Here is a 23,854-nt window from a genome sequence, read left to right as displayed (position 1 = left end):
CGCCATGCCCTATTCAATCCGCTCCTTTCGCAGAAGCGATGCCCCTGCCCTCGCCCAACTTACCGCAGCGGCGATCAATACGGTCGGTTCCGCGCGCTATTCACCCGAACAAGTATCGGCCTGGGCTGCTCGTCATACGGGCCCAGAGCGTTTTCTTGACCGCAATGACCAAGGTCATCTGATTTGGGTTGCCGTGTCGGATGCTGACATTGCGGTGGCGTATTCGCTGCTCGAGCCTCCTGAAGAAGCTAGCGCGCATCTCGATATGCTGTACTGCCACCCCGACCACACTCGAAAGGGCCTAGCACCCAGGCTTCTGTTTGCGGCAGAGGAATATGCGCGCGAACAATCAGCCGAGCGAATTTACACCGAGGCGAGCGAACTAGCCCGGCCGGCATTCGAAAAAGCAGGCTATCGCGTCACCGAAAGGCGCGACTTTACGATACTGCACGAAGGCAAGGACGTGCCGATCCACAATTTTGCGATGGAGAAGCTGCTCGATTAAACGTCAGCGCAGCTTCAACGATCAGACAAACTCGATCTTATCGACGAGGTAAAACTTGTCGCCCGACGGGACCGTCACCTCAATCTCGTCTTCCACCTGCTTGCCGATCATGGCTCGCGCGATGGGAGAGCTGAACGAAATGCGTCCTTTGGAAGCATCCGCCTCGGTCTCACCAACGATCTGGTACTTCACTGGTTTGTCGTCATCGTCGAGAAGAGTGACAGTCGCACCAAACACGATCCGATCACCAGTTAGTGTTGCTGGATCGATGATCTGCGCCCGGCTGATCTTGCTTTCGAGATCGCCGATCATTGCTTCGACCTGGCCTTGGCGCTCTTTTGCAGCGTGATATTCCGCATTTTCCGACAAATCGCCGTGCGCGCGAGCTTCCTCGATCGCATCGACAATACGAGGGCGTTCCTCGCGCAGAGCTTTCAGCTCAGCGGTCAACTTTTCATAGCCCTCGGCCAGCATCGGAACTTTATCCATCGTCGCCATCTTCATTTCTTCCTTCTGACGCGAATCCCCATCATCCCGGATATTGATACTCAAATGCCCCGCGGCCGCTCCTTGCGAGGCGACCTATCGAACATGAGAATGTCGGGAAGGACTGCGTAAATTTCAGCTATAATAGTCCTGGAGTGAGCGGACTTCAAGCTGGTGCGTCATTGTAGCCATTGCGGATACCGCTGCGCACGATCCGGCAGCTGTCGTATAATAGGGAACTCTGCTTTCCAGCGCTGCCTGACGGATCGATTTGGAATCGAGCATCGACTGCCAACCCTCCGTCGTGTTGAAGATGAGCGCGATATCACCATCGATGATTCGATCGACGATATGTGGTTGCCCTTCGGCGACTTTGTTGACGCGCTCAACCTCAAGGCCCTGCTCTGATAGGTAACTCTGCGTTCCCGCAGTGGCGACGACATTGAAACCTTGGTCAATCAATCCCTTAACGGCAGGCACGATGACAGGTTTGTCAGATGCTTTTACTGACACGAACACAGTTCCTTCGGTCGGCAACACCATCCCTGCGCCCATTTGGGATTTCAGAAATGCAACTTCGAAGGTGGAATCGATGCCCATCACTTCACCCGTCGATTTCATCTCTGGTGTCAGCACCGGATCAGAGCCTGGGAAACGATTGAACGGGAACACGGCTTCCTTGACGGCCATGTAGTCAAGATCGCGTGTGAATGGCTCAAATTCGCTCAAAGGGGTGCCAGCCATGACGCGAGCTGCTATTTTTGCGACAGGTTGCCCGATCGCTTTTGCAACGAATGGCACGGTTCGAGAAGCGCGCGGATTGACCTCGATCAGGTAAACCTCGCCGTTTTTCACCGCGAACTGCACGTTCATAAGCCCGCGCACACCAAGAGCCATGGCCAGCGCTTCGGCCTGACGCTCCATTTCTTCGATGATGTCTTGCGGAAGCGAATATGCGGGCAAAGTGCAGGCGCTGTCACCCGAATGAACGCCCGCCTCCTCGATATGCTGCATCACACCAGCAATGCGCACCTCGTTTCCGTCGCAAAGCGCATCAACGTCGCACTCGGTCGCGTCGCGCAGATATTGATCGACCAAAACCGGGCTTTCGCCGGACACCTGCACTGCAGTGCGCATGTAGTCATCCAGTTGCGCTTCGGAATCGACAATCTCCATTGCGCGTCCGCCCAACACATAGGATGGGCGTAAGAGCACAGGATATCCAATGCGTGAAGCGACCGCAGCGGCCTCATCGCGGCTGTATGCGATGCCATTATCGGGCTGTTTTAGCTTTAGCTGATTGACGAGGCGCGCAAACCGTTCGCGGTCTTCTGCAAGATCAATGGCGTCAGGACTGGTGCCAAGGATGGGAATCCCCGCATCTTCAAGCGCTTGTGCAAGTTTCAGCGGAGTTTGCCCGCCGAATTGGACAATTACGCCCACCAGCTCGCCTGACTGCTGTTCAACTCGGAGAATTTCGAGAACATCTTCCGCGGTTAATGGCTCGAAATAGAGCCTGTCTGACGTGTCGTAGTCCGTTGAAACCGTCTCTGGGTTGCAGTTGACCATGATGGTCTCAAACTTTTCGCCATTCCACTCCTCGCCCAAGGCAAAGCAGGCATGGACACAGCAATAGTCGAATTCGATCCCCTGACCGATTCGGTTTGGACCGCCGCCAAGAATTACGATCTTGCGTTTGTCAGAAGGGGCCGCCTCGCATTCTGGCTCACCGAAGGAAGGCGCTTCGTAAGTGGAATACATGTACGGCGTGATCGCTTCGAATTCCGCCGCACAGCTATCAATTCGCTTGAACACTGGGAGCACACCAAGTTTCTGGCGAAGCTCGCGCACTTCGGCCTCGCTGGTGGCTCCCGCCATTGCCTGAAGTGCGTCATGCAGAAGGCCTGATCGCTTCGCCTGCGTTTCAGCGAGCCCGCCTTTTACACCGACAGAACGCACTGCCAGTGTGGCCAACCGCTGATCGGAAAAGCCCATTGATTTGAGACGGCGAAGTGTCTCTGCGTCCTGCGGTAGGCCATCTTCGGAAACCTGTTTCTCCGCTTCGATGATCGCTTCGATCTGGCGCAGGAACCAGGGATCATAGCCGGTCACATCGGCGATATCCTCAACACTCAGTCCTTCGCGCATCGCTTGGGCAACTTTGAGCAGGCGATCCGGTGTGCGCCGGCTGATTGCAGCCGTCAGGACATCGCGCGAGACACCCTCTAATTCTGGGACCCGATTGAAGCCGTCGAGGCCCGTTTCGAGCCCTCGCAGCGCCTTTTGCACCGATTCCTGAAAATTGCGGCCAATAGCCATGACCTCGCCCACTGATTTCATGGCAGTGGCAAGCTTTGCCTCGGTGCCTTTGAACTTTTCAAAAGCAAACCGCGGGATCTTGGTCACGACGTAATCAATGGTGGGCTCAAAACTTGCGGGTGTTGCTCCCGTGATCTCGTTCGTGATCTCGTCAAGAGTGTATCCCACGGCCAATTTTGCAGCGACACGTGCGATGGGAAAGCCGGTTGCCTTCGATGCAAGCGCGGAGGAACGCGAGACGCGCGGATTCATCTCGATCACGATCAACCGGCCATCCTTGGGATTGACCGCGAATTGCACATTCGATCCGCCCGTTTCCACGCCGATCTCGCGCAGCACCTCTATGCTCGCCGTGCGCATGATTTGGTACTCTTTGTCGGTCAGCGTCAACGCTGGCGCAACTGTGATAGAATCGCCCGTGTGCACGCCCATCGGATCAACGTTTTCGATGGAGCAGATGATGATGGCATTATCAGCGCGGTCGCGCACGACTTCCATCTCGTACTCTTTCCACCCCAGAAGTGATTCCTCAATCAAAACCTCCGTAGTGGGCGATGCATCGAGACCATCTGAGACGATCTTGTCGAACTCAGCCTTGTTGTAGGCAATCCCGCCGCCAGTCCCGCCAAGCGTAAAGCTTGGGCGTATGATCGAGGGAAGCCCTGTACGCTCCAAAACTTCGCGAGCTTCCTCCAAAGTGTTCGCCACACCAGAACGCGCGCTTTCAAGGCCGATCTTATCCATCGCTTCCCGAAAGCGCTGGCGGTTTTCAGCCTTGTCGATGGCATCGGCTTTGGCACCAATCATCTCGACGCCGTGCTCTGCAAGAACGCCCATGTCCTCCAGCGCGAGCGCACAGTTCAACGCTGTCTGCCCGCCCATCGTGGGCAGCAACGCGTCGGGCTTTTCCTTGGCGATGATCTTTGCGACCACTTCGGGCGTTATTGGCTCGATGTAGGTGGCGTCCGCGAACTCCGGATCTGTCATGATCGTTGCTGGATTGGAGTTCACCAAAATGACCCGATAACCCTGCTCCTTGAGAGCCTTGATCGCTTGCGTGCCCGAATAATCAAACTCGCACGCTTGCCCGATAATGATCGGACCTGCGCCAATGACGAGGATCGAGGAAATGTCGTTACGCTTAGGCATTATTCGCTTGTCTCGTCGTTAGCCGTGTCGATTTCTGGATCGAGTCTGGGAATGTATCTGGTCACTGAAAACGCGGTGAGGCGCATGCCGTCCTGCTGCTTCTCGCATCCAGCGCGCACGATATTGTCATGCTGCTGAGGCTCGCCGCGCACCCGATAAAGCGCCGGGTCTTTGCCAAGGAAAAACGCCCCCTTCTCATCGACCGGTTGGGACATAAATTGGTCAACAGCGGTGGAGGTTTCGTTCGTGTTCGTCATATTGCGCCGACCCGCATTCTTGTCGCTTCCCGCAACGGTCAACTCTTGGAGCGCATCAAGATCAATTTTGGTGATGTCGTAGGTGTAAGTCGGCACCCATGTCCCGCTGTCGATCCCGGCATTGCGAAAATCGCGAGCAGATGTTGTAGACGCCATTCGAGCTACACATTCGTCGGTGTCTTCGGCCACGTCTCGCCAGTCTTCGGGGAAGAGGATCGAGCAGCCCGGCAGAGCCACAATCGGGATTAATGCTACAGCATACCAACGCACGACCTATGCGAGCCCCCCGACAAACTTCTCAAACAGATAAAAGCTATCCTGTGGCCCTGGCGATGCCTCTGGGTGGTATTGCACCCCGAATGCTCGCTTGCCTTTCACCGCAATCCCGCAATTGGAACCGTCGAACAGGCTCACATGGGTCTGTTCCAAGTTATCGGGCAGAGTTTCCGCATCGACCGCGAAACCGTGGTTCATGCTGGTGATTTCAACAAGGCCGGTGGTCTCTCCCCACCCTTCCCCAACCCGCTTCACGGGATGGTTCGCGCCGCGGTGACCCTGGTGCATTTTCAACGTCTTCGCACCCGCAGCGAGAGCCAGCATTTGGTGGCCGAGGCAAATGCCGAACATCGGCACATCTTGCTCAAGCAAAGCCTGAATAACTGGCACGGCATATTCCCCCGTTGCGGCAGGATCTCCCGGGCCATTCGACAAGAACACGCCATCTGGTTCAAGCGCGAGGATATCTTCGAGCGAAGTCTTGGCCGGCACCACCGTCACGCGCGCTCCCGCACGCACCAGATTGCGGAAGATGTTATCCTTCGCGCCGTAATCCACGGCAACCACATGCGGCTTGTTCGACCAGTCAGCCCGGCCGTATCCATGGCCTAAACGCCAATAGCCGCCCTCCCACTTTTCGGAAGCGTCTCGTGTCGCGCGGATCGCGAGGTCCATCCCCTCAAGCCCTGCCCATTCCCGCGCGCGCTCGAGCAATTCAGGCAGGTCGAATTCACCGGAAGGATCATGCGCGATAACTGCATTGGGCGCGCCTGCCGTCCTGATCCGGCGCGTCAAAGCCCGCGTATCAACGCCTGCAAGGCCAATCTTGTTATTGCGCGCCATCCATTCGACAAAGCTTTCCGCTGAACGGAAATTAGAAGGCTCCGTCACATCCTCTCTGGTTACGCAACCAACGGCGCTCTCCACAGCCTTTTCAACAGCGCTTTCCACATCCTCAGCATTTGCACCGACATTGCCAATATGCGGGAACGTGAATGTGACGATTTGCGCTGCGTAAGACGGGTCAGTCATCACTTCCTGGTAACCGGTCATCGCCGTGTTGAAGCAAACCTCACCAACCGCGCTGCCGACACTCCCGAACCCCTTGCCCCAAATCACGCTGCCATCGGCCAAAACGAGACATCCTGTCGCGCCTTTGGGCTGCGCAGGGGTGGTGGCGGATGGGGCCATTGGGCGCTCCGTTAAAAAGGGTTTTTCCAGCGATGTCGCTAAGTCTCATGCGCTAGGCTTGCACTTGGCCCGCGTCAACCTAGGTTGGCCCTGCAATTGCGTGCCTTTGCGCAGAAACTCCACTCATCCACAGTAAAGTCGATAAAAACCATGATCCGAGACGATATCAAAACCGCCACCGTCACCGCGATGAAAGCGAAAGAGAAAGAGCGCACCGCAACGCTTCGCCAGATGTCTGCAAAGATCAAGGATCGCGATATCGAGCAGCGGACATCATCGAAAGAGATCGACGACGATGCGCTTGTCACCAGCGTGCTTCAGAAAATGGCCAAGCAGCGGCGCGAATCGATTGAAATGTACGAGAAAGGCGGGCGCGCTGAGTTGGCGGCTGCTGAGCTGGCCGAGCTTGCCGTGATCGAAGAGTTTTTGCCTCAGATGATGAGCGAGGCAGACACGAAAGCCGCGATTGACGCGATCAAAACCGAGCTTGGCGCATCGAGCATGAAAGACATGGGAAGCGTGATGGGCGAGTTGAAAAAGCGCTATGGAGCGGTACTGGACGGCAAGCTTGCGAGTGGTTTGGTGAAAGCTGCGCTGAGTTAAGCGCATTTCCATCCACAAAACTCTCCCAATCCGACGCTTGAATTGCGCCTCACTCCGGCGCACTCTTTATCCATGAGCATCACCCCGCAATGGAAAGATGAATTGCGCGCGCGCATTACGCTTTCAAGCGTGGTGCAACGCACGACAAAGATCACAAAAAAAGGGCGTGAATGGGCGGGATGTTGCCCATTTCATGACGAGAAAACGCCCAGCTTCTATGTAAACGATCAGAAGCAATTCTATCACTGTTTTGGCTGCGGCGCGCATGGCGATGTGATCACATGGATGATCGAGCAGCGTGGGCTTGGCTTTATGGACGCAATCAAGGAATTGGCCGCCGAAGCCGGGATGGAAGTGCCCGCCCCTGATCCTGCAGCCGCAAAGAAGGCAGAAAAGCGCGCAGAGCTCGTTGATGTAACGACGGCTGCTCAGAATTGGTTCGTTGAAAATCTGCGCGGCGCCGAAGGGCGCGATGCGCTCGATTATCTGAAGCGTCGAGGGCTTACCGGAGAGACATTGCGCGAATTCGGTTTTGGCTATGCACCCGAAGACAAACAGGCCCTGGCAAATGCGCTGCCCAATTTTGAGCCGGCAATGCTTGCCGACAGCGGCATGCGGATCGTTACTGACGATGGCAGCACCTATGATCGCTTTCGCGGGCGCGTCATGCTCCCCATCCAGGATGCACGTGGCAGGGTGATTGCCTTTGGCGGGCGCATCCTTGCCAAGCGTGAGGGCGTTGCGAAATACCTCAATTCTCCCGACACACCGCTATTCGATAAGGGGCGTACTCTTTACAACCTGCACCGCGCTTCTCCTGCCTCGCGCCAATCGGGCCGAGTGATTGTGGTTGAAGGGTACATGGATGTCGTCGCGCTGCATCAGGCGGGATTTGAAGACGCTGTGGCGCCGCTCGGCACGGCGTTAACAGAAACACAGCTCCAGATGCTGTGGCGCATGGTTGAGGTGCCGATCTTGTGCTTTGATGGTGATGCGGCGGGACAGCGAGCCGCGATGCGAGCAATCGGTCGCGCACTGCCTATGCTGGCCCCGATGCGATCGCTCAATATAGTGCGGTTGCCGTCCGGGCTCGATCCTGATGACCTAATCAAACAGCAAGGGGCAAAGGCGATGGAAAAGCTCCTTGCCAACCCTCAGAGCCTGCTTGATGCAATCTGGACCGCCGAGCGCGATGCACAACCCCTCAACAGCCCCGAGGCCAAAGCTGGACTCAAGGCTCGGCTGCTGGCCCATGTCGATACGATCCAGGATCAGGATATCCGCGCGCTCTACAGGCGCGATCTTCTCGATCGGTTCTCTGCCTTCGCCTACCCGCCACGCGAGCCTCGAAAGCCGGGCAGCGCTACCTCATGGCGAGGCCGCAGCATCGCTCCGGCACGCCTTTCGAATGACGCTCGCGCCATTTTGGTACGCGTTGCATCGGGTGGCCAGCAATCGAGTTTGCGCGATGCTGTTATGGCGGGTTTCCTGCGCCATCCAGATCAGATCGAGCAGCATCAGAACGCCCTTTTGGAGCTCGCGCGAATTGATCCGCAAATCACACCCGCAATTGAATCGCTGATAGAACTGTCAGAGACCCTTGATTCGCGCGGCGAAATGGCCATATCTCCCACCAAAGGCCATATCGCCCCAGCGGATACTCATGCATACGCTTTTCTCAGAGAAAGCACACCACCTGCTGAAGCGCGCGATCAACTGGCCGAAGCTGTGTCTTTGCTGGTCCAAAAACCAGCGCTCGAAGCCGCTATGGCGGCGACGATTGCGACGTTTGACGAAGATCCTGAAGGGTCCTTTGCTGAACAGGAACGGCTCCGCACACAGCTACATTCAGTTAATGAGCGCTTGAAAGCTTTCGGGCGACGCAAGGCCGGATTGGCCGAAGAGACAACATCTGCTGCCGATAGGCCAGCATCGGGGATAACTCCGGAAAAGGCAGAGGCCTCTGCCACAAACCGGACAATGGATTGATAAAGATACATGGCAACGAGCGCTAAATCGCAAGAGAAAGAAGATGCTCCCCTGATCGACCTCAATGAGGCGTCGATCAAAAAGCTGATCACCAAAGCGAAGAAGAAAGGCTACGTCACTTATGACGAGCTGAACGAAGCTTTGCCGTCAGGTGAGATGAGCCCCGACCAGATCGAGGACATCCAGACCGCGCTTTCCGAAATGGGCGTGCAGATCGTCGAAAATGACGAGGAAGCCGAAGCTGAGGCTGAACAAGAAGCCGAAGTTGAGGAAATGTCCGTTGGCGACAGCAAGAAAGACGCCAAGAAGGACGCAAAGCCTGCTGCGAAAAAAACTGGCGCTGGTGAACGGACAGATGATCCTGTCCGAATGTATCTGCGCGAAATGGGCGCAGTGGAGCTGCTCAGCCGCGAAGGCGAAATCGCGATCGCAAAGCGGATCGAATCGGGCCGCGACATGATGATCATGGGGCTCTGCCAAAGTCCGATTACCTTCCACGCGATCATCCAGTGGTCTGAAGCGCTGAACGCAGAAGACATGCAGCTGCGCGAAATTCTCGATCTCGACGCCATGCTTTCCAAGGAACCTCCGCCAGACAAGATGGAAGAGGAAAACGAGGAAGCTGATAACGGCGAGATTTCTGAAGAGACCGCCGGCCCGACAATTCGCGATGACGACGAAGTCGAAGATCACGAAGAAGAAGGCGATGACGAAGACGGCGAAGGCGGCGAGAAAAAGCGCGACGATGACGAGGAAGAGGACAACACCCTCTCTCTTGCGCAAATGGAAGCCACGCTGAAGCCTGACGCAATCGAGCGCTTTGCGCGTATCACCAAACTCTTCAAAACGTTTGAGAAGTTGCAGGCCGAACGCGTTGAAACTCTTGCTGCTGGCAATGATTTCCCGAAAGCCAAAGAGAACAAATACGAAAAGCTGGGCGAAGAACTCACCGGCGAAGTGGAATCGATGCAATTCCACGCGACCAAGATCGAGTTCCTGGTCGACAATCTCTATGCATTTAATCGCCGTCTCACCGCACTTGGTGGGCAAATGCTGCGTCTGGCGGAGCGCCATAAGATCAAGCGGATCGACTTTCTCAAAGGCTATGTTGGCAATGAGATGGACGATGCATGGATCAAAGAACGCGCGAAGAAAGACAAAAAGTGGGCTTCTTTCCTTGAACGCGAAGAATCCGCGATTGAGCGAATCCGTACAGAAATTGCCGATATTGCATCGCAAACCGGCATGGCGCTCCCTGAATTCCGCCGCATCGTTAACATGGTGCAAAAAGGCGAGCGTGAAGCGCGGATTGCGAAGAAGGAAATGGTCGAAGCCAACCTTCGCCTTGTGATCTCTATCGCCAAGAAATACACCAATCGCGGCCTGCAATTCCTTGATCTCATTCAGGAAGGTAATATCGGCCTGATGAAGGCGGTCGATAAGTTCGAATACCGCCGCGGCTACAAATTCAGCACCTACGCGACATGGTGGATCAGGCAGGCAATCACTCGTTCAATTGCAGACCAGGCGCGCACGATCCGTATCCCGGTCCACATGATCGAGACCATCAACAAGCTGGTGCGCACTTCGCGTCAATTCCTGCACGAGGAAGGCCGCGAACCGACACCGGAAGAAATGGCTGCACGCCTATCCATGCCGCTCGAGAAGGTTCGCAAGGTGATGAAGATCGCCAAGGAACCGATCAGCCTTGAAACGCCAATTGGCGACGAGGAAGATTCGCATCTGGGCGATTTCATCGAGGACAAGAACGCGATCATCCCGGTGGATGCCGCGATCCAGGCAAATCTCAAGGAAACCGTCACTCGCGTGCTCGCATCGCTGACCCCGCGCGAAGAGCGCGTGCTGCGCATGCGCTTTGGCATCGGGATGAACACCGATCACACTCTTGAAGAAGTGGGTCAGCAGTTCTCAGTTACGCGTGAACGTATTCGCCAGATCGAAGCGAAGGCATTGAGGAAGCTGAAGCATCCGAGCCGCTCGCGTAAAATGCGCTCGTTCCTCGATCAGTAAGGGCACATCCATGGCAAAGACATTGACGCAGGGCGTGCTCGCTTTTGCGGGCGCGCTCGCTCTTCCGATTGGAGCGAGCGCGCATGCCCAGGAGGCTGTGTACCAACCGCCACAAGATGAGCTAGTCGAAGCCATGGCGATTATGGAAGTCATGTTCCCTGCAGAAACCCGCGAAGAAACAATGCTTTCCGTCGCAACATCCATGGGCGGGCAAGCCGCAGATGGTATGATGCAAGGGCCCATTTTCGAAGAGCCTGGCATCAAGGCTATCGTTGAGAAGTTCCTCAGCGATTTGCCGGAAACAATGCGCCCTGCAATCTCAAAGCACCTGCCGGGGATGATTGAGGCAACGGCTGTCGCATACACCCGGGAATTCACTTTGGAAGAGCTGCAAGACATTCGCGCCTTCGCTGATACGCCAAGTGGCACTCGATATTTTTCGAGCGTTCAAAACCTACTCAATGATCCGGTTGTCGCCGAGGCCAACACTGCCTTTTTTCAGGACGTGTCTGTCATTTCGCAGCAGCAATCGCAAGCCGTCCAGCAAGAGGTGATCGAATACCTTCAGGCAAACCCTGACGTCATGCAGCGCCTTCAAGATGCCGGTGTGGGCTCGGGTAGCTGAACCACAAACTGTCTATCTCACCCCTGAAGCGAGGATTGCTACATGCCGACAACAATCGCCATCGTTAGCCAAAAAGGCGGTTCGGGTAAGACCACGCTAGCTGTCCATATCGCTACACGCGCTGCGCAGGCCAAGCATGAGAGCTGCGTAATTGACACCGATCCGCAAGCGACAGCGGCCGCCTGGTCTGATTGGCGCGGGGATTTCCTGCCCGTTGTTGTCACCGCACCGCCTGCTCGTCTTGGCCGGACAATTGACAGTGCAATCAAGCAAAATGTTGATTTCATTGTGATTGACACCCCGCCCCACGCTGATGCCGCTGCACGCGAGGCGATCAAGGCGGCTGATCTCGTCCTCGTCCCAACCAAACCTCGCGCATTCGATCTCGCGGCACTTGAGCCAATTGCAGACCTGGTGGAGTTCGCCAAAACGCCCGCATTCGTGGTGCTTAACGCGGTGCCCTCTGGCGCGACCAAAATCTCAAAGAGCGCCAAAGAGGCGGCGAAGGCCATTGGATTGAAGGTCTGCCCCGTAGAGCTCGGTGATCGGGCGGCTTTTCACCGCTCTAGCGCCAAGGGCGAAACCGCAGCGGAGATCAATCCAGAAAGTAAAGCCGCCAAAGAGATCGACAAGCTTTGGAAGTGGCTTTCCAAGGAATTGAAGAAAGCCGCGAAGGAATAGCGGGTTAAACCTCTTCCGCTCCACAACAACGTAGAAAAGCGCATCATCTAGGGTGGAGCAATCGGGCGAACCGCACTATGTGGAGACCCATGCGCATAGCCATTGCATCAGATCACGCCGCAACGGACCTCAAGGCCGACCTTATCGAATTCATGATCGATGGGGGGCATGAAGTCGCTGACCTTGGCCCTGATCCGGGCGATAGCGTCGATTATCCCGATTACGGCTATAAACTCGCCGAAGTCATCGCCGAAGGCGTCGCCGAAATGGGTGTGGCGCTTTGTGGCAGCGGTATTGGTATCTCGATCAGTGTAAATCGCCACCCTGCCGTCCGATGCGCTTTGGTGTCGGAGCCGTTGTCCGCAAAACTTGCGCGCGAACATAATAATGCGAATTGCATTGCGCTCGGCGCGCGTCTGACCGGCATCGAAATGGCGCGGGCTTGCGTATCTGAATTTCTGGCGACCGACTTTGCCGATAAAGGCAATCCCGAAGGTCGCCATCAACGCCGGGTTGCAAAGCTCGGCCATCCGCCTGTTCAATCTGATACAATCGAGACCCTCCAATGAGCACAGCCCCATCAGACGTCCTCAACCCCATGGATTCTTTCTGGCACGACGATCTTGCTACCGCTGATCCGGAAATTGCAGAGGCGATCGGCAAAGAGCTGAAACGTCAGCAGGACAAGATTGAGCTGATCGCGTCTGAGAACATCGCCTCAAAAGCGGTGCTCGAAGCGACCGGAAGCGTCTTCACCAACAAGTACGCAGAAGGCTATCCGGGCAAGCGCTATTACGGCGGATGCGACTATGCCGATGTAGTTGAAACACTGGCAATTGAACGCGCCAAGCAATTGTTTGGATGCAATTTTGCCAATGTGCAGCCAAACAGTGGTAGCCAGATGAACCAGGCCGTTTTCCTCGCCTTGCTGGAGCCGGGCGATACGTTCATGGGTCTTGATCTCAATTCAGGTGGTCACCTGACGCACGGCTCGCCCGTCAATATGAGCGGCAAATGGTTCAACCCGGTAAGCTATGGTGTTCGTCAAGATGACGAGATGATCGATATGGACGCGGTTGCTGCAACAGCGCGTGAGCATAAGCCCAAACTCATCATCTGCGGCGGAACGGCCTACTCACGCCAGTGGGATTTTGCAGCTTTCCGCAAGATCGCCGGTGAAGTGGGTGCAATCCTGCTGTGCGATATGAGTCATATCTCTGGCCTTGTGGCTGGCGGTGCTCACCCCTCGCCCTTCCCGCACTGCGATATCGTCACCTCGACCACGCATAAATCGCTGCGCGGGCCGCGCTCGGGCATCATACTTTGGAACGACGAGAAATACACCAAGCCACTCAACATGGCAGTGTTTCCTGGCCTTCAGGGTGGTCCGCTGATGCATGTCATCGCGGCGAAGGCGGTCGCCTTCCGCGAAGCGCTTCGGCCCGAATTCAAAACCTACGCACACCGCATCGTCGAAAATGCTCGCGCTCTGGCTGCAAGCCTTGAAGAAAACGGGCTGCGCATTTGTTCGGGCGGCACCGACAATCACTCAATGCTGGTCGATCTGACTGCCAAAGATGTGACGGGCAAGGATGCTGAAAAAGGTCTCGATCGGGCATGGCTCACTTGCAATAAAAACGGCATCCCCTTCGATACACGCTCACCGTTTGTGACCAGCGGCATTCGCCTTGGAACGCCCGCAGGTACAACGCGCGGCTTTGGCCCGTCGGAGTTCCGGAAAATTGGCGCTTTGATTGCAGAGGTGGTCGATGGTCTTTCGACAAACGGCCCCGAAGGAAACGGCCAAGTCGAAGAACGCGTGCGCGGCAAAGTTGCTGAATTGTGCTCGTCCTACCCCGTCTATCCCGACGCATAAGAGAGAAGACACCACATGCGGTGCCCTTTCTGCGCCAATGAAGACACGCAGGTAAAAGACAGCCGGCCGACAGAGGACAACACCTCCATCCGCCGCCGTCGCCAGTGCAATTCTTGCGGCGCGCGCTTTACGACATTTGAACGCGTGCAATTACGCGAGGTGACTGTCGTGAAGGCCGGCGAAAATGGCGAAGACGCGCGGCGAGAACCTTTTGACCGCACAAAGCTTGAACACTCGGTCACCCTCGCCTGCCGCAAACGCGGCGTATCTGAAGAGCAGATCGACCGCTTGGTGTCCGGCATTCAGCGGCAAGTCGAAACCGCGGGCGATGCCGAGGTGCCATCAGCGCGTATCGGCGAGCTTGTCATGGACGGTCTGCGCGGCATCGACAGTGTTGCTTACATCCGCTTTGCCAGCGTCTATCGCGATTTCTCCGAAGCGCGCGATTTCGAAGAGTTTGCAAGTACTGTGGCCGAGGCGGCGAAAAGCTGAGAGGTGGCAAACAAGCCCATCATCGTGCTGGTGCGCCCGCAACTGGGCGAGAATATCGGCAAGGCAGCACGCGCAATGCTCAATTTCGGGATCACTGAAATGCGGATCGTCAATCCGCGTGATGGCTGGCCCAATCCATCTGCAGGGCCAGCGGCAGCGGGTGCAGATATCGTTCTGGATCAGGCCAAGATTTTCGAAACAACTGCTGAAGCCGTGGCTGATTGCGAGCATGTCTATGCAACCACTGTGCGCAAGCGCGGCGTGACGAAGCCAGTTGTGGGTGCGGATGGCGCTGCGCGGCTGATGCACCGGCATTCTGGCCGACATGCCGTGCTGTTTGGACGCGAAGCGTCAGGATTGGAAACCGAGGATGTTGCGTTGGCCCGGCACATCCTGACCGTGCCGATAAATCCGGAATTCGGTTCACTCAATCTCGCGCAAGCGGTGATCCTGATCGCCTATGAATGGTCACGGATCGGACGCGAAATGGCGGAAAGTGACTTGGTGCAACCCACCGCCGAAGACGAAACGCTTCCTCCTGCCCCGCAGGACGATCTTGAGGGCTTGATCGCGCATCTGGAAGGAATGCTCGCCCCCAAAGGATACTTCCTCCCGTCCGACCGTGAAGAGGCAACGAAACGCACACTTCGTAGTGTGTTGACCAAACCGGGCTGGAATCATTTGGAAGTGCGCACGCTGCGCGGCGTGCTTTCCTCCCTCGCCCGTCCCGATAAGGGTTGATTTTCCCTCGCGCGCTGCTATTTGCGCGCCTTCGCGAATTGGCTCCGCACCCCGGTGAAGCGGTGGCCGCATCGAACAAACAGGTTCGATGGTGCGATGCCGGGTTAGATGGTCAGCATGTGGCTGGCTCAGCAAATTGAAGGAAAGACTTATGTCAAAGCGCAAGAGCGCCAAGTACAAACTCGACCGCCGGATGGGCGAAAACATCTGGGGTCGTCCAAATTCTCCGGTCAACAAGCGTTCTTATGGACCCGGCCAGCATGGCCAACGCCGCAAGAGCAAGATGTCAGACTTCGGTCTGCAACTGCGCGCCAAGCAGAAGCTTAAAGGCTACTACGGCGATGTGACTGAGAAACAGTTCCGCTCGACCTATAAGGACGCCACCCGCATGAAGGGTGACACCGGGCAAAACCTGATCGGCCTGCTTGAGCGTCGTCTCGACATGATCGTGTATCGCGCCAAATTCGCGCCAACGATCTTCGCCGCTCGTCAGATCGTGAGCCACGGCCACATCTATGTGAACGGTGTAAAGTGCAACATCGCATCGCGTCGCTGCGACGTGGGTGACGTCATCAGCCTCGGCAAAAAGGCTCAGGAAATGGCTCTCGTCATCGAAGCCCAAAGCCTGCCAGAGCGTGAGATCCCCGACTACGTTGCGCCCGATGGCAATGACAAAGTGAGCTTCACTCGCGTTCCAAAGCTCGATGAGGTGCCCTACCCGGTCACCATGGAACCAAACCTCGTGGTCGAATTCTACTCGCGCTAATCTGCGAAACAGCGAAACAAACAGGGCGGTCCTTCGGGGCCGCCTTTTTTGTGTCTGGGATGCGTGTTCCTATTGCGCCGGGCTATGCTGGGAAACTTTGGTCCAAATTAGACATCTTTCTATCGACCAATTGCGGACGCCGGTTGTGAGCTGCTATTGTACAGGAGTGACCGGCCATTCCTCAAATTTCGTGCTCACAAGCTCGCTTACCATTATCTTCTTGATGGCAACGTCGTCCTGTTCCGATCAGGTTTCTTCGAATGAAGGCAGCACTAGTCGATCAGAGCCGCAAGCGGCGGACATGACTTATCATTGCGGCGGCGAATTAACTGAAAGCGTTGCGAAATCCTACTTCATCCAACTGAGAGATGCGCTCGACAAAGAATTGCCATCACATGCTTTCGATCGCTTTGTTGGAGAAAGGTTTAACACGCACCGAAACGGACGCGATTTTGTCTATGTTCGCGAGGAGGTTGTGCCCGTCACACCAGCGCGCATTTCACGAGAGGATTGGGCCAAGATAGCCGCATTGGGTTTCGATGGGCTTTCGGATGGAGGCTATCGGGGCTGCATGCTCAACTATGGAAAGGTGTGGTTTCAAGGTGATGGAGACAATTTCTGGCTTTCAGCAATCGACCATGACATGAATTGGGAAAGCTAACGACCTTTGGACCCGTTGCGCCATGGCTGCCCAAAGTCCGCTTCCACCCCACAAACCGACATCTCTCAATAGCTGTCAATTAGCCGCAAGCTGAATGTCGGCTCTCGCTTACTTGAGCGCCTTTCCTACACCGCGCGTGATACTCATACTGCGTGTGGCTCTTTCTGATCGTCCAGCCTCAATCAGACCGCAAAAAAGATGATCTTCTTGCGGAACGAAGCCAAATAGACCTCAAAAAGCGTCTCTCCCCCCTGTCCGTCACCCAACTCGAACCGCAGCTTTATCGCGGTATTTCATAGCTTTGCGTGTAAGGGCAGAGGGTGACAGGGTGTCACCTTTGTCAACTTCGGCCCACAAGAACTGTCTCATGCCGGGACAATTTGGTCATCTATGTACTGCCAGCCCACAGTGCTGGTATCGCCGCAGCTCTTACCCGCGCGTCTTGTCCCATTCCTCAAACTCGTAAGCAATCGAGCCTTCAACCAGACGCTCCCAGATATCGCCGATCACATCGCCCGGAATGCCGCATGCATCAGCTTCCGCCACCGCTGCCGCTATCACGCTTGCCTTGCGCTCCTCGTCCCGCACAGCGTCTCGCGTCTCTTTTATCCGGGCAGCTGCGCGCATGTAGCCAAAGCGCTTCTCAAGCAGAGCGACAAGCTCGCGATCTGTCGCATCAACGCCTTCACGCACCTCTATCATTGTGGCGCAGTCTTCAGGGCTTTTCGGCATTGATCAGGAACTTCCAAGGTAGTTGCGGCGAAACTCAGCCGCAAATTCAGTAAATTGCCCCCGCCCAATGGCATCGCGCATCGCCTTCATCAAGGCTTGGTAAAATGCAAGATTGTGCTCGGTCACCAACATGGCGCCCAAAATCTCGCCAGACTTTTGCAAATGGTGGAGATAAGCCTTGGAATAATCGCGCGAAGCAGAACACTCCGAGCCTGGATCAAGCGGCTCTTTGTCCTCCGCAAACCGCGCGTTTCGAAGGTTTATCGGGCCGTTCCAGGTGAAGGCCTGACCATTGCGGCCTGATCTTGTGGGCAGCACACAATCAAACATGTCGATCCCGCGCTCAACCGCGCCAACCAAATCGTCTGGCTTGCCCACTCCCATCAAATAGCGCGGACGATCCACGGGCAATTGATCGGGCGCATAGTCGAGCACGCCGAACATCGCCTCCTGCCCCTCACCCACGGCCAAACCGCCAACGGCATATCCATCAAAGCCGATATCGACGAGCTTCTCCGCGCTGATCTTGCGCAGGTCCTCGTCCAAGGCGCCCTGTTGAATGCCAAACAAAGCGGCTCGCTTTGCATGGCTCTCCCCGGCATCGAAACCGTCGCGGCTGCGCTTTGCCCAGCGCATCGACATTTCCATGCTGGCAGCGATCTCATCGCGCGGACGATCGGCTCGCGGGCATTCATCGAACGCCATCACAATATCGGAACCTAGCAGCCGTTGAATTTCCATGGACCGTTCTGGCGTCAGCATGTGTTTCGAGCCGTCAAGATGACTTCGAAATTCGACGCCCTCTTCGGTGAGTTTGTTTAGGTCCGACAGGCTCATAACCTGATAGCCGCCGCTATCGGTAAGTATCGGGCGATCCCAACGCATGAATTCATGCAAGCCCCCCAATTTCGCGACGCGTTCAGCACCAGGGCGCAGCATCAGGTGATAGGTGTTGCCAAGGATAATGTCCGCACCCAAGGCGCGCACGCTCTCAGGCTTCATCGCTTTTACAGTCGCGGCAGTGCCCACCGGCATGAAGGCCGGTGTCCGGATTTCACCACGTAGCATTTGGATAACGCCGGTGCGCGCTTTGCCATCTGTTGCACTGACTTTGAAAGAGAAGCGCTCGCTCATTCTCTGAGCCGCCATCCCGTCTTGAAGATAAATGCAATCACGGTCACGCAGATCGCAAGAAAGCCCAGCGTCAGCCCCAGTGACACCGCAATTGAAACGTCGGATGAGCCGTAGAATGTCCAGCGCAAGCCGCTCACCAGAAACGCAATCGGGTTGGCGAGTGCAATCGTATCCCAAGGTTCAGGCAGCATATCGAGCGAGTAGAATGTCCCACCAAGGAAAGTGAGCGGCGTCAGGATGAGGACAGGAATAATCCCAAGCTTCTCAAAGCTATCCGCCCATATTCCGAGAATGAAGCCAAACAGGGAAAAGCTCGCTGCAACCAGCGTGATATAGCCCAATGCGAAAAGCGGGTACTTGATCTGGTAATCGACAAACAGTGTCGCCGTACCAAGAATGATCGCGGCAAGGATCAGGCTTTTCGTGGCGGCAGCCCCAACAAATCCGATCAGCGTTTCCGCTACTCCCACAGGCGCAGACAAAAGCTCGTAAATCGTTCCTGTAAAGCGGGGCATGTAGATGCCGAAACTCGAATTGCTGGTGGTCTCGCCAAGCAGTGTAAGCATCAAAAGGCCCGGAATGATAAAGGCAGCATATTCGACACCGCCAATCGGCTCCATTCTGCTGCCGATGGCTGATCCGAATACAATGAAGTAGAGCGATGTTGTGAGTACCGGTGCAAGGATCGACTGGAATGCAGTGCGAAAGGCACGCATCAACTCGCGAATGTAGATTGACCAAGCGCCGCGGAAATTGAAGCCCATCACGCAGCCTCCTCGGGCGCATCTTCGCTGCCAAGAAGGCTTACGAAGATATCTTCCAGCGAGCTGTCGTGAATATCGATGCCAGTGTATTCGATGCCTGCCCGGGTGAGCGCCATAGTAAGGGCTGCAACTTCAGCCTTGCCACTCCCGCTGCCATCGCCGCCGCGATAGCATAGCTCGCGCCCACCATCGCGCAGCTCAACCGGGAAAGCAGCAATCTCTGGTGGCAACTCAGACATTGCCTCGGCGAGTTCGATCAGTGCCTCGGTCGTGCCGAGCCGTTCCATCATGGCGTCCTTGTCATCCACCATTAAGATTTGGCCGCCTCGAATGATGCCGACACGATCCGCCATTTCTTCAGCTTCTTCGATGTAGTGTGTGGTGAGAATTATGGTGACGCCGCGTTCTTTCAGGCCGCTGATTTGTTCCCACATTCCTTTGCGCAGTTCGACGTCAACTCCGGCGGTCGGTTCATCGAGGAACAGCAATTCCGGCTCATGTGCGAGAGCTTTTGCAATCAGAACGCGGCGTTTCATTCCACCTGAAAGCTCGCGGATCTGACTGTCACGCTTTTCCCAAAGCGAAAGTGAGCGCAAGATCTCCTCGATCCGCGCCTTATCCGGAGCATGCCCGAACAGCCCTCGGGAATAGGATACAGCCCGCAAGACAGTCTCAAACATATCCGTGCTGAGCTCTTGCGGAACGAGTCCGATCTGCGCACGCGCTTGGCGCCAATCTTTTGCGAGGTCATGCCCAAAGGCGGTGATCCTCCCAGTAGTCGGTCGTACCAGCCCGCACACCGCACCAATCAGGGTCGTTTTGCCCGCACCATTTGGCCCGAGCAATGCGAATATCTCGCCCTTGCGGATTGATAGATCAACATTGTCGAGCGCGCGGACGCCACCCTTGTAGACCTTGGAAAGGCCTTCAATCGTGAGGATCGGTTCGGACATGAGCCTCGCCTAGGGAAGCAGCAGCGAAGAGTCACCATAGGAATAGAAACGATATTCTTTATCAATCGCGTGGGCATAGGCGGCCAGCATCCGATCGCGGCCCATCAGCGCGCTCACCAGCATCAGCAGAGTGGATTTGGGAAGGTGAAAATTGGTCATCAAGCCATCAACGCCCTTGAACCGGTATCCTGGGGTGATGAAGATGTCGGTATCGCCTTCAAACGGCGAAAAGGTCCGGTCCTCATCAGCCGCGCTTTCTAGGAGACGTAGCGATGTCGTGCCGACCGCGATAATACGACGCCCCTCAAAGCGAGCCTGATTGAGCCGCTCAGCTGTCTGAGGTGTGATAATCCCGAATTCGGAATGCATGACGTGATCATCTGTGTCATCGGCCTTGACCGGAAGAAACGTCCCCGCTCCCACATGGAGAGTGAGCGTCTCGCGGGCCACTCCGCGCTCATCTAATGCCTCGATCAAGCGGTCGGTGAAATGGAGAGAGGCGGTTGGTGCAGCGACTGCTCCCGGCTTTTCCGCGAACATCGTTTGATAGTCCTCAAGGTCTGCTTCATCCACGCCGCGTTTCTGAGCAATGTAAGGCGGCAAAGGCATAGTGCCCGCGCGATCCAGCAAAACTTCGACCGGCTCATTGCCTTCGAAGGCAAGCGTGAGGGAGCCATCCCCGTGGCGTTCCTCCGCGATTGCCGTGACGCCGCCGCCAAAGATCAACTGATCCGCGATTTTCACGCGTTTGGCATTGCGAACAAAGGCTTGCCAGCGCCTCAGATCGAGCCGTTTGTGTAAAGTCGCACCGATCTTTGCATCGCCCCCTGCCCTGCGCCCTTCCAATTGAGCGGGGATCACGCGCGTGTCGTTGAAAACGAGAACGTCGCCAGGTTGAAGGCAACTAGGTAGGTCGAGAACACCCTTGTCCTCAAATGGAGTGTTATCCCCGCGCACAACCAACATACGCGCGGCATCGCGCGGGCGCACGGGGCGAAGGGCTATCCGGTCTTGTGGGAGCTCGAAATCAAACAGGTCAACTTTCATCGCGGACCGCCTCTAAAGCGAGGCGCAATGCGTGGGAAGCCTGTTAGTCTATTGGAGCGTTCAGCAGGTCCGCCGTGATCGTCTGTTCCACTGCCGGTGCAGGCGGAGCCGGTGGGGGACGGTTATCGCTCGCAAGCGAGGCCTGCAAAATCCGCGTGGGGTTTTGCGGCGGTTCGCCCCGATTTATCGCGTCGACACCCGCCATGTTATCAATTACGCGGCCAAAATTGGTGTATCGCTTGTCGAGGCTAAATCGCGGGTAGAAAACGATGAAGAATTGGCTGTTGGCGCTGTTTTCATCCGTGGCGCGAGCCATCGCCAATGTGCCGCGAACATGCGGCATTGGGTTGAATTCTTCCTCAAGGTCAGGAAGTTCCGATCCACCCTGCCCCGTACCAGTCGGGTCCCCGCCTTGCGCCATGAAGCCGTCGATCACGCGGTGAAAGATGATACCGTCGTAAAAGCCGCGCTGGGTCAACGTCTTGATCCGCTCCACATGGCTTGGCGCCCATTCAGGCATCAAGCGAATGGAGATGCGCTCTCCATTGGAGAGGTCAAGCACCCACACATTTTCGGGTTCAACCGTGGGGTCATATTTAATAGGGGCGTAGCTGAAGGTGCTCGTTGGCGCTGTTTCCTCTTCGTCCTGCGCAAACGCGTAGGAGGGGGCAAACGTCAATGCCGCAGTGGCAAGAACGGCCAGCGAAGCTTTCTTCGTAAATATTTGAGTTTTGATTGATCCAAACATGGGCCTCTCTTTATCGGGCGCAGACTGACACTTCAATGAATGAAACCGCGCTATGCCGCAGTAATCCCCCAGCTCAGTAGTCTCCACGTCTGCCGATTTTCTCGACACGCGCATTCACATCCTTGCAGATTTGCTCGCTGACAAAGGGGGTCACATCACCGCCATAGAGTGCGATTTCCTTGACCAGCTTTGACGCAATTGGTTGCAGAGAGACATCAGCCATCAGAAAGACGGTTTCGATCTCGTCATCAAGCTGCTGGTTCATTCCTGCCATCTGATATTCGTATTCGAAATCAGCAACTGCACGCAGACCGCGCACGATGACGCTAGCACCTTGAGCCTTGGCAAATTTCATCAAGAGCGCGTCAAACCCGACAACTTTGGCGTTGTCGAGGCCCATCGCTTTGACTTCCCGCTCCACCATTGCGAGGCGTTCCTCAGTCGTGAACATAGGGTTTTTGGAAGGATTGGTGGTGACGCCAATTATGAGATGATCGACCAACTTGGCGCCACGCCGGATGATATCAGCATGGCCAAGCGTGATAGGATCAAAGGTTCCCGGATAGATACCAACGCGGGTTGTCATAAAGAGCTCCTAATCACCGATCGCGCTCAACGATGAACCGCGCCAACGCGCGCAGCATATCTGCTTCCACGCCATAGCTGCCCAAGCGGGCGATCGCCTGATCGACCAGCATCCTCGCCTGATCGCGAGCCTTTTCAGCTCCCATCAGTGTTACAAAGGTCTGCTTGCCTTGCTCATCGTCCTTGCGCAGCGCTTTGCCAGCCTTTTCCTCATCACCTGTCACATCGAGCAAGTCATCGGCGATCTGGAAAGCCAATCCAATATCGCGGGCATAGGCGCGAAGGTTGGTGCGGCCTTCAGGTGGAACGCGTCCGAGAATCGCGCCCATCTCGACACTTGCAGCGAGCAATGCGCCGGTTTTTAGCTGTTGCAGGCGCGTGATGGTGTGAAGATCGTATTCGACCCCTTCCTCATCAGCGACCATATCCATCATCTGACCGCCCGCCATTCCGTGCATTCCGCTCGCCTTGCCAAGCGTCGCGATCAGCTCCGAACGCGTAAAGGGATCAGCGCTGGTTCCAGCATCAGCGAGGATATCAAAGGCCAATGCATGCAAGGCGTCGCCTGCAAGGACTGCTGTCGCCTCGTCATAGACTTTGTGAACGGTCGGCTTGCCATGGCGCAGGTCATCGTCATCCATACAAGGCAAGTCATCATGGATGAGCGAATAGACATGGATCGCCTCAATCGCGCAACCTGCTCGCAAAGCAGCATCACGGTCCACCCCGAACAATTCCGCGGTGCTAACAACCAGAAGAGGCCGGACCCGCTTGCCGCCTCCGATTGCGGCATATCGCATCGCCTCGACAAGACGCGCGCTTGTGTCATCGGGTACGGGCAAGAAAGCGTCAAAAACCGAATCAATTTCTGCCTGGACGCGTTTCAATCCCTCACTCAGGATATCGTTTTCGACCCCCACGAGCATCGCCTCAGTCAGCCTTGTCGAAAGGAGCGGTGCCGGATGGCGCCCCGCCCGGCCCGGTTACGATCTTTTCAATCCGCGCCTGCGCAGCATCAAGTCGTTTTTGGCAAGCTTCGCGAAGCTTCTCACCGCGTTCGTAAAGCTCGATTGATTTGTCGAGCGGAACGTCGCCGCGCTCCAATTGCTGCACGATCTGCTCAAGCGCAACCAGCGCGTCTTCAAAGCTCAGTTTCTCGATTTCGCCATCATCTAAGATGGAACCGTTTCCCTCATCCATGCGCTAGAGCCTTGGACATCCATTTTAACCCGGTCAAGGCGCG

The 23,854-nt window shown here is 56.1% G+C and carries 25 protein-coding genes; 12 read left to right on the top strand and 13 right to left on the bottom strand.

Annotation, left to right across the window (positions count from 1 at the left end):
* Positions 1 to 4 precede the first annotated feature (4 nt).
* Positions 5 to 505, top strand: a complete 501-nt coding sequence (locus tag AUC45_RS01690) for a GNAT family N-acetyltransferase (protein ID WP_067597249.1) — start codon at positions 5 to 7, stop codon at positions 503 to 505.
* 21 nt (positions 506 to 526) lie between these two features.
* On the opposite strand, the gene greA is transcribed toward AUC45_RS01690, so the two are convergent.
* The 4 genes from greA to carA all read right to left on the bottom strand — a co-directional run bounded on the left by greA (position 527) and on the right by carA (position 6,183).
* Positions 527 to 1,003, bottom strand: coding sequence for a transcription elongation factor GreA (greA, locus tag AUC45_RS01685; protein WP_067598902.1), 477 nt, complete (start codon positions 1,001 to 1,003; stop codon positions 527 to 529).
* 123 nt (positions 1,004 to 1,126) lie between these two features.
* Positions 1,127 to 4,459 (bottom strand): carbamoyl-phosphate synthase large subunit, encoded by a 3,333-nt coding sequence (carB, locus tag AUC45_RS01680; protein WP_067597246.1) that lies wholly within the window; start codon positions 4,457 to 4,459, stop codon positions 1,127 to 1,129.
* The gene (locus AUC45_RS01675) at positions 4,459 to 4,986 is read right to left on the bottom strand and encodes a hypothetical protein (RefSeq protein WP_067597243.1); all 528 of its coding nucleotides are present in this window, start codon (positions 4,984 to 4,986) and stop codon (positions 4,459 to 4,461) included. Before AUC45_RS01675 ends, carB begins: the two co-directional genes overlap by 1 nt.
* Positions 4,987 to 4,989: 3 nt before the next feature.
* Positions 4,990 to 6,183 (bottom strand): glutamine-hydrolyzing carbamoyl-phosphate synthase small subunit, encoded by a 1,194-nt coding sequence (gene carA, locus AUC45_RS01670; RefSeq protein ID WP_067597240.1) that lies wholly within the window; start codon positions 6,181 to 6,183, stop codon positions 4,990 to 4,992.
* Between the two features lie 150 nt (positions 6,184 to 6,333).
* Here carA and AUC45_RS01665 point away from each other — a divergent pair, with 150 nt between their 5' ends.
* From AUC45_RS01665 to AUC45_RS01615, 11 genes are all read left to right on the top strand, one after another.
* On the top strand, positions 6,334 to 6,786 hold the full coding sequence (locus AUC45_RS01665) for a GatB/YqeY domain-containing protein (RefSeq protein WP_067598899.1): 453 nt from the start codon (positions 6,334 to 6,336) through the stop codon (positions 6,784 to 6,786).
* A gap of 72 nt (positions 6,787 to 6,858) precedes the next feature.
* Positions 6,859 to 8,775, top strand: coding sequence for a DNA primase (dnaG, locus tag AUC45_RS01660; protein ID WP_082700908.1), 1,917 nt, complete (start codon positions 6,859 to 6,861; stop codon positions 8,773 to 8,775).
* Positions 8,776 to 8,784: 9 nt separating this feature from the next.
* Positions 8,785 to 10,806: an RNA polymerase sigma factor RpoD gene (rpoD, locus tag AUC45_RS01655; RefSeq protein WP_067597237.1), complete on the top strand. Its 2,022-nt coding sequence runs from the start codon at positions 8,785 to 8,787 to the stop codon at positions 10,804 to 10,806.
* Positions 10,807 to 10,816: 10 nt separating this feature from the next.
* Positions 10,817 to 11,431: a hypothetical protein gene (locus tag AUC45_RS01650; protein WP_067597234.1), complete on the top strand. Its 615-nt coding sequence runs from the start codon at positions 10,817 to 10,819 to the stop codon at positions 11,429 to 11,431.
* A 42-nt stretch (positions 11,432 to 11,473) separates the two neighbouring features.
* Positions 11,474 to 12,112, top strand: coding sequence for a ParA family partition ATPase (parA, locus tag AUC45_RS01645; RefSeq protein WP_067597232.1), 639 nt, complete (start codon positions 11,474 to 11,476; stop codon positions 12,110 to 12,112).
* An 89-nt stretch (positions 12,113 to 12,201) separates the two neighbouring features.
* The gene (locus AUC45_RS01640) at positions 12,202 to 12,681 is read left to right on the top strand and encodes an RpiB/LacA/LacB family sugar-phosphate isomerase (RefSeq protein ID WP_067597230.1); all 480 of its coding nucleotides are present in this window, start codon (positions 12,202 to 12,204) and stop codon (positions 12,679 to 12,681) included.
* On the top strand, positions 12,678 to 13,988 hold the full coding sequence (glyA, locus tag AUC45_RS01635; protein WP_067597227.1) for a serine hydroxymethyltransferase: 1,311 nt from the start codon (positions 12,678 to 12,680) through the stop codon (positions 13,986 to 13,988). Before AUC45_RS01640 ends, glyA begins: the two co-directional genes overlap by 4 nt.
* Before the next feature lie 15 nt (positions 13,989 to 14,003).
* Positions 14,004 to 14,480 (top strand): transcriptional regulator NrdR, encoded by a 477-nt coding sequence (gene nrdR / locus AUC45_RS01630; RefSeq protein WP_067597220.1) that lies wholly within the window; start codon positions 14,004 to 14,006, stop codon positions 14,478 to 14,480.
* A gap of 3 nt (positions 14,481 to 14,483) precedes the next feature.
* Positions 14,484 to 15,221: an RNA methyltransferase gene (locus tag AUC45_RS01625; protein WP_067597218.1), complete on the top strand. Its 738-nt coding sequence runs from the start codon at positions 14,484 to 14,486 to the stop codon at positions 15,219 to 15,221.
* A gap of 151 nt (positions 15,222 to 15,372) precedes the next feature.
* The gene (gene rpsD / locus AUC45_RS01620; RefSeq protein WP_067597206.1) at positions 15,373 to 15,987 is read left to right on the top strand and encodes a 30S ribosomal protein S4; all 615 of its coding nucleotides are present in this window, start codon (positions 15,373 to 15,375) and stop codon (positions 15,985 to 15,987) included.
* 301 nt (positions 15,988 to 16,288) lie between these two features.
* Entirely contained in the window at positions 16,289 to 16,648 is a 360-nt protein-coding gene (locus AUC45_RS01615; protein ID WP_156423712.1) for a hypothetical protein, read from the top strand.
* A 429-nt stretch (positions 16,649 to 17,077) separates the two neighbouring features.
* Here AUC45_RS01615 and AUC45_RS01610 read toward each other — a convergent pair whose 3' ends face one another.
* The 9 genes from AUC45_RS01610 to AUC45_RS01570 all read right to left on the bottom strand — a co-directional run bounded on the left by AUC45_RS01610 (position 17,078) and on the right by AUC45_RS01570 (position 23,811).
* Positions 17,078 to 17,380, bottom strand: coding sequence for a chorismate mutase (locus AUC45_RS01610; RefSeq protein WP_067597199.1), 303 nt, complete (start codon positions 17,378 to 17,380; stop codon positions 17,078 to 17,080).
* Positions 17,381 to 17,383: 3 nt separating this feature from the next.
* Positions 17,384 to 18,514, bottom strand: coding sequence for a tRNA guanosine(34) transglycosylase Tgt (gene tgt / locus AUC45_RS01605; protein WP_067597185.1), 1,131 nt, complete (start codon positions 18,512 to 18,514; stop codon positions 17,384 to 17,386).
* Entirely contained in the window at positions 18,511 to 19,278 is a 768-nt protein-coding gene (locus tag AUC45_RS01600; RefSeq protein ID WP_067597182.1) for an ABC transporter permease, read from the bottom strand. The genes tgt and AUC45_RS01600 overlap by 4 nt, the downstream gene beginning before the upstream one ends.
* Complete coding sequence (locus tag AUC45_RS01595; RefSeq protein WP_067597180.1) at positions 19,278 to 20,231, bottom strand: ABC transporter ATP-binding protein; 954 nt, start codon at positions 20,229 to 20,231, stop codon at positions 19,278 to 19,280. Before AUC45_RS01595 ends, AUC45_RS01600 begins: the two co-directional genes overlap by 1 nt.
* A gap of 9 nt (positions 20,232 to 20,240) precedes the next feature.
* On the bottom strand, positions 20,241 to 21,278 hold the full coding sequence (gene queA / locus AUC45_RS01590; protein WP_067597177.1) for a tRNA preQ1(34) S-adenosylmethionine ribosyltransferase-isomerase QueA: 1,038 nt from the start codon (positions 21,276 to 21,278) through the stop codon (positions 20,241 to 20,243).
* A gap of 43 nt (positions 21,279 to 21,321) precedes the next feature.
* Positions 21,322 to 22,026, bottom strand: a complete 705-nt coding sequence (locus AUC45_RS01585; RefSeq protein ID WP_067597175.1) for a peptidylprolyl isomerase — start codon at positions 22,024 to 22,026, stop codon at positions 21,322 to 21,324.
* A 73-nt stretch (positions 22,027 to 22,099) separates the two neighbouring features.
* The gene (coaD, locus tag AUC45_RS01580) at positions 22,100 to 22,612 is read right to left on the bottom strand and encodes a pantetheine-phosphate adenylyltransferase (protein WP_067597174.1); all 513 of its coding nucleotides are present in this window, start codon (positions 22,610 to 22,612) and stop codon (positions 22,100 to 22,102) included.
* 13 nt (positions 22,613 to 22,625) lie between these two features.
* Positions 22,626 to 23,537: a polyprenyl synthetase family protein gene (locus AUC45_RS01575; protein WP_067597170.1), complete on the bottom strand. Its 912-nt coding sequence runs from the start codon at positions 23,535 to 23,537 to the stop codon at positions 22,626 to 22,628.
* A 4-nt stretch (positions 23,538 to 23,541) separates the two neighbouring features.
* Positions 23,542 to 23,811 carry an exodeoxyribonuclease VII small subunit gene (locus AUC45_RS01570; RefSeq protein WP_067597169.1) on the bottom strand — a complete coding sequence of 90 codons (270 nt, stop codon included), beginning with the start codon at positions 23,809 to 23,811 and terminating at the stop codon, positions 23,542 to 23,544.
* Positions 23,812 to 23,854 lie beyond the last annotated feature (43 nt).

The sequence above is a fragment of the Erythrobacter sp. YT30 genome (assembly GCF_001542875.1).
In the GTDB taxonomy this organism is placed as follows: Bacteria; Pseudomonadota; Alphaproteobacteria; order Sphingomonadales; family Sphingomonadaceae; genus Erythrobacter.
Note: the sequence above shows the minus strand (reverse complement) of the source record. Positions and strands in the feature narration are given on the sequence as shown.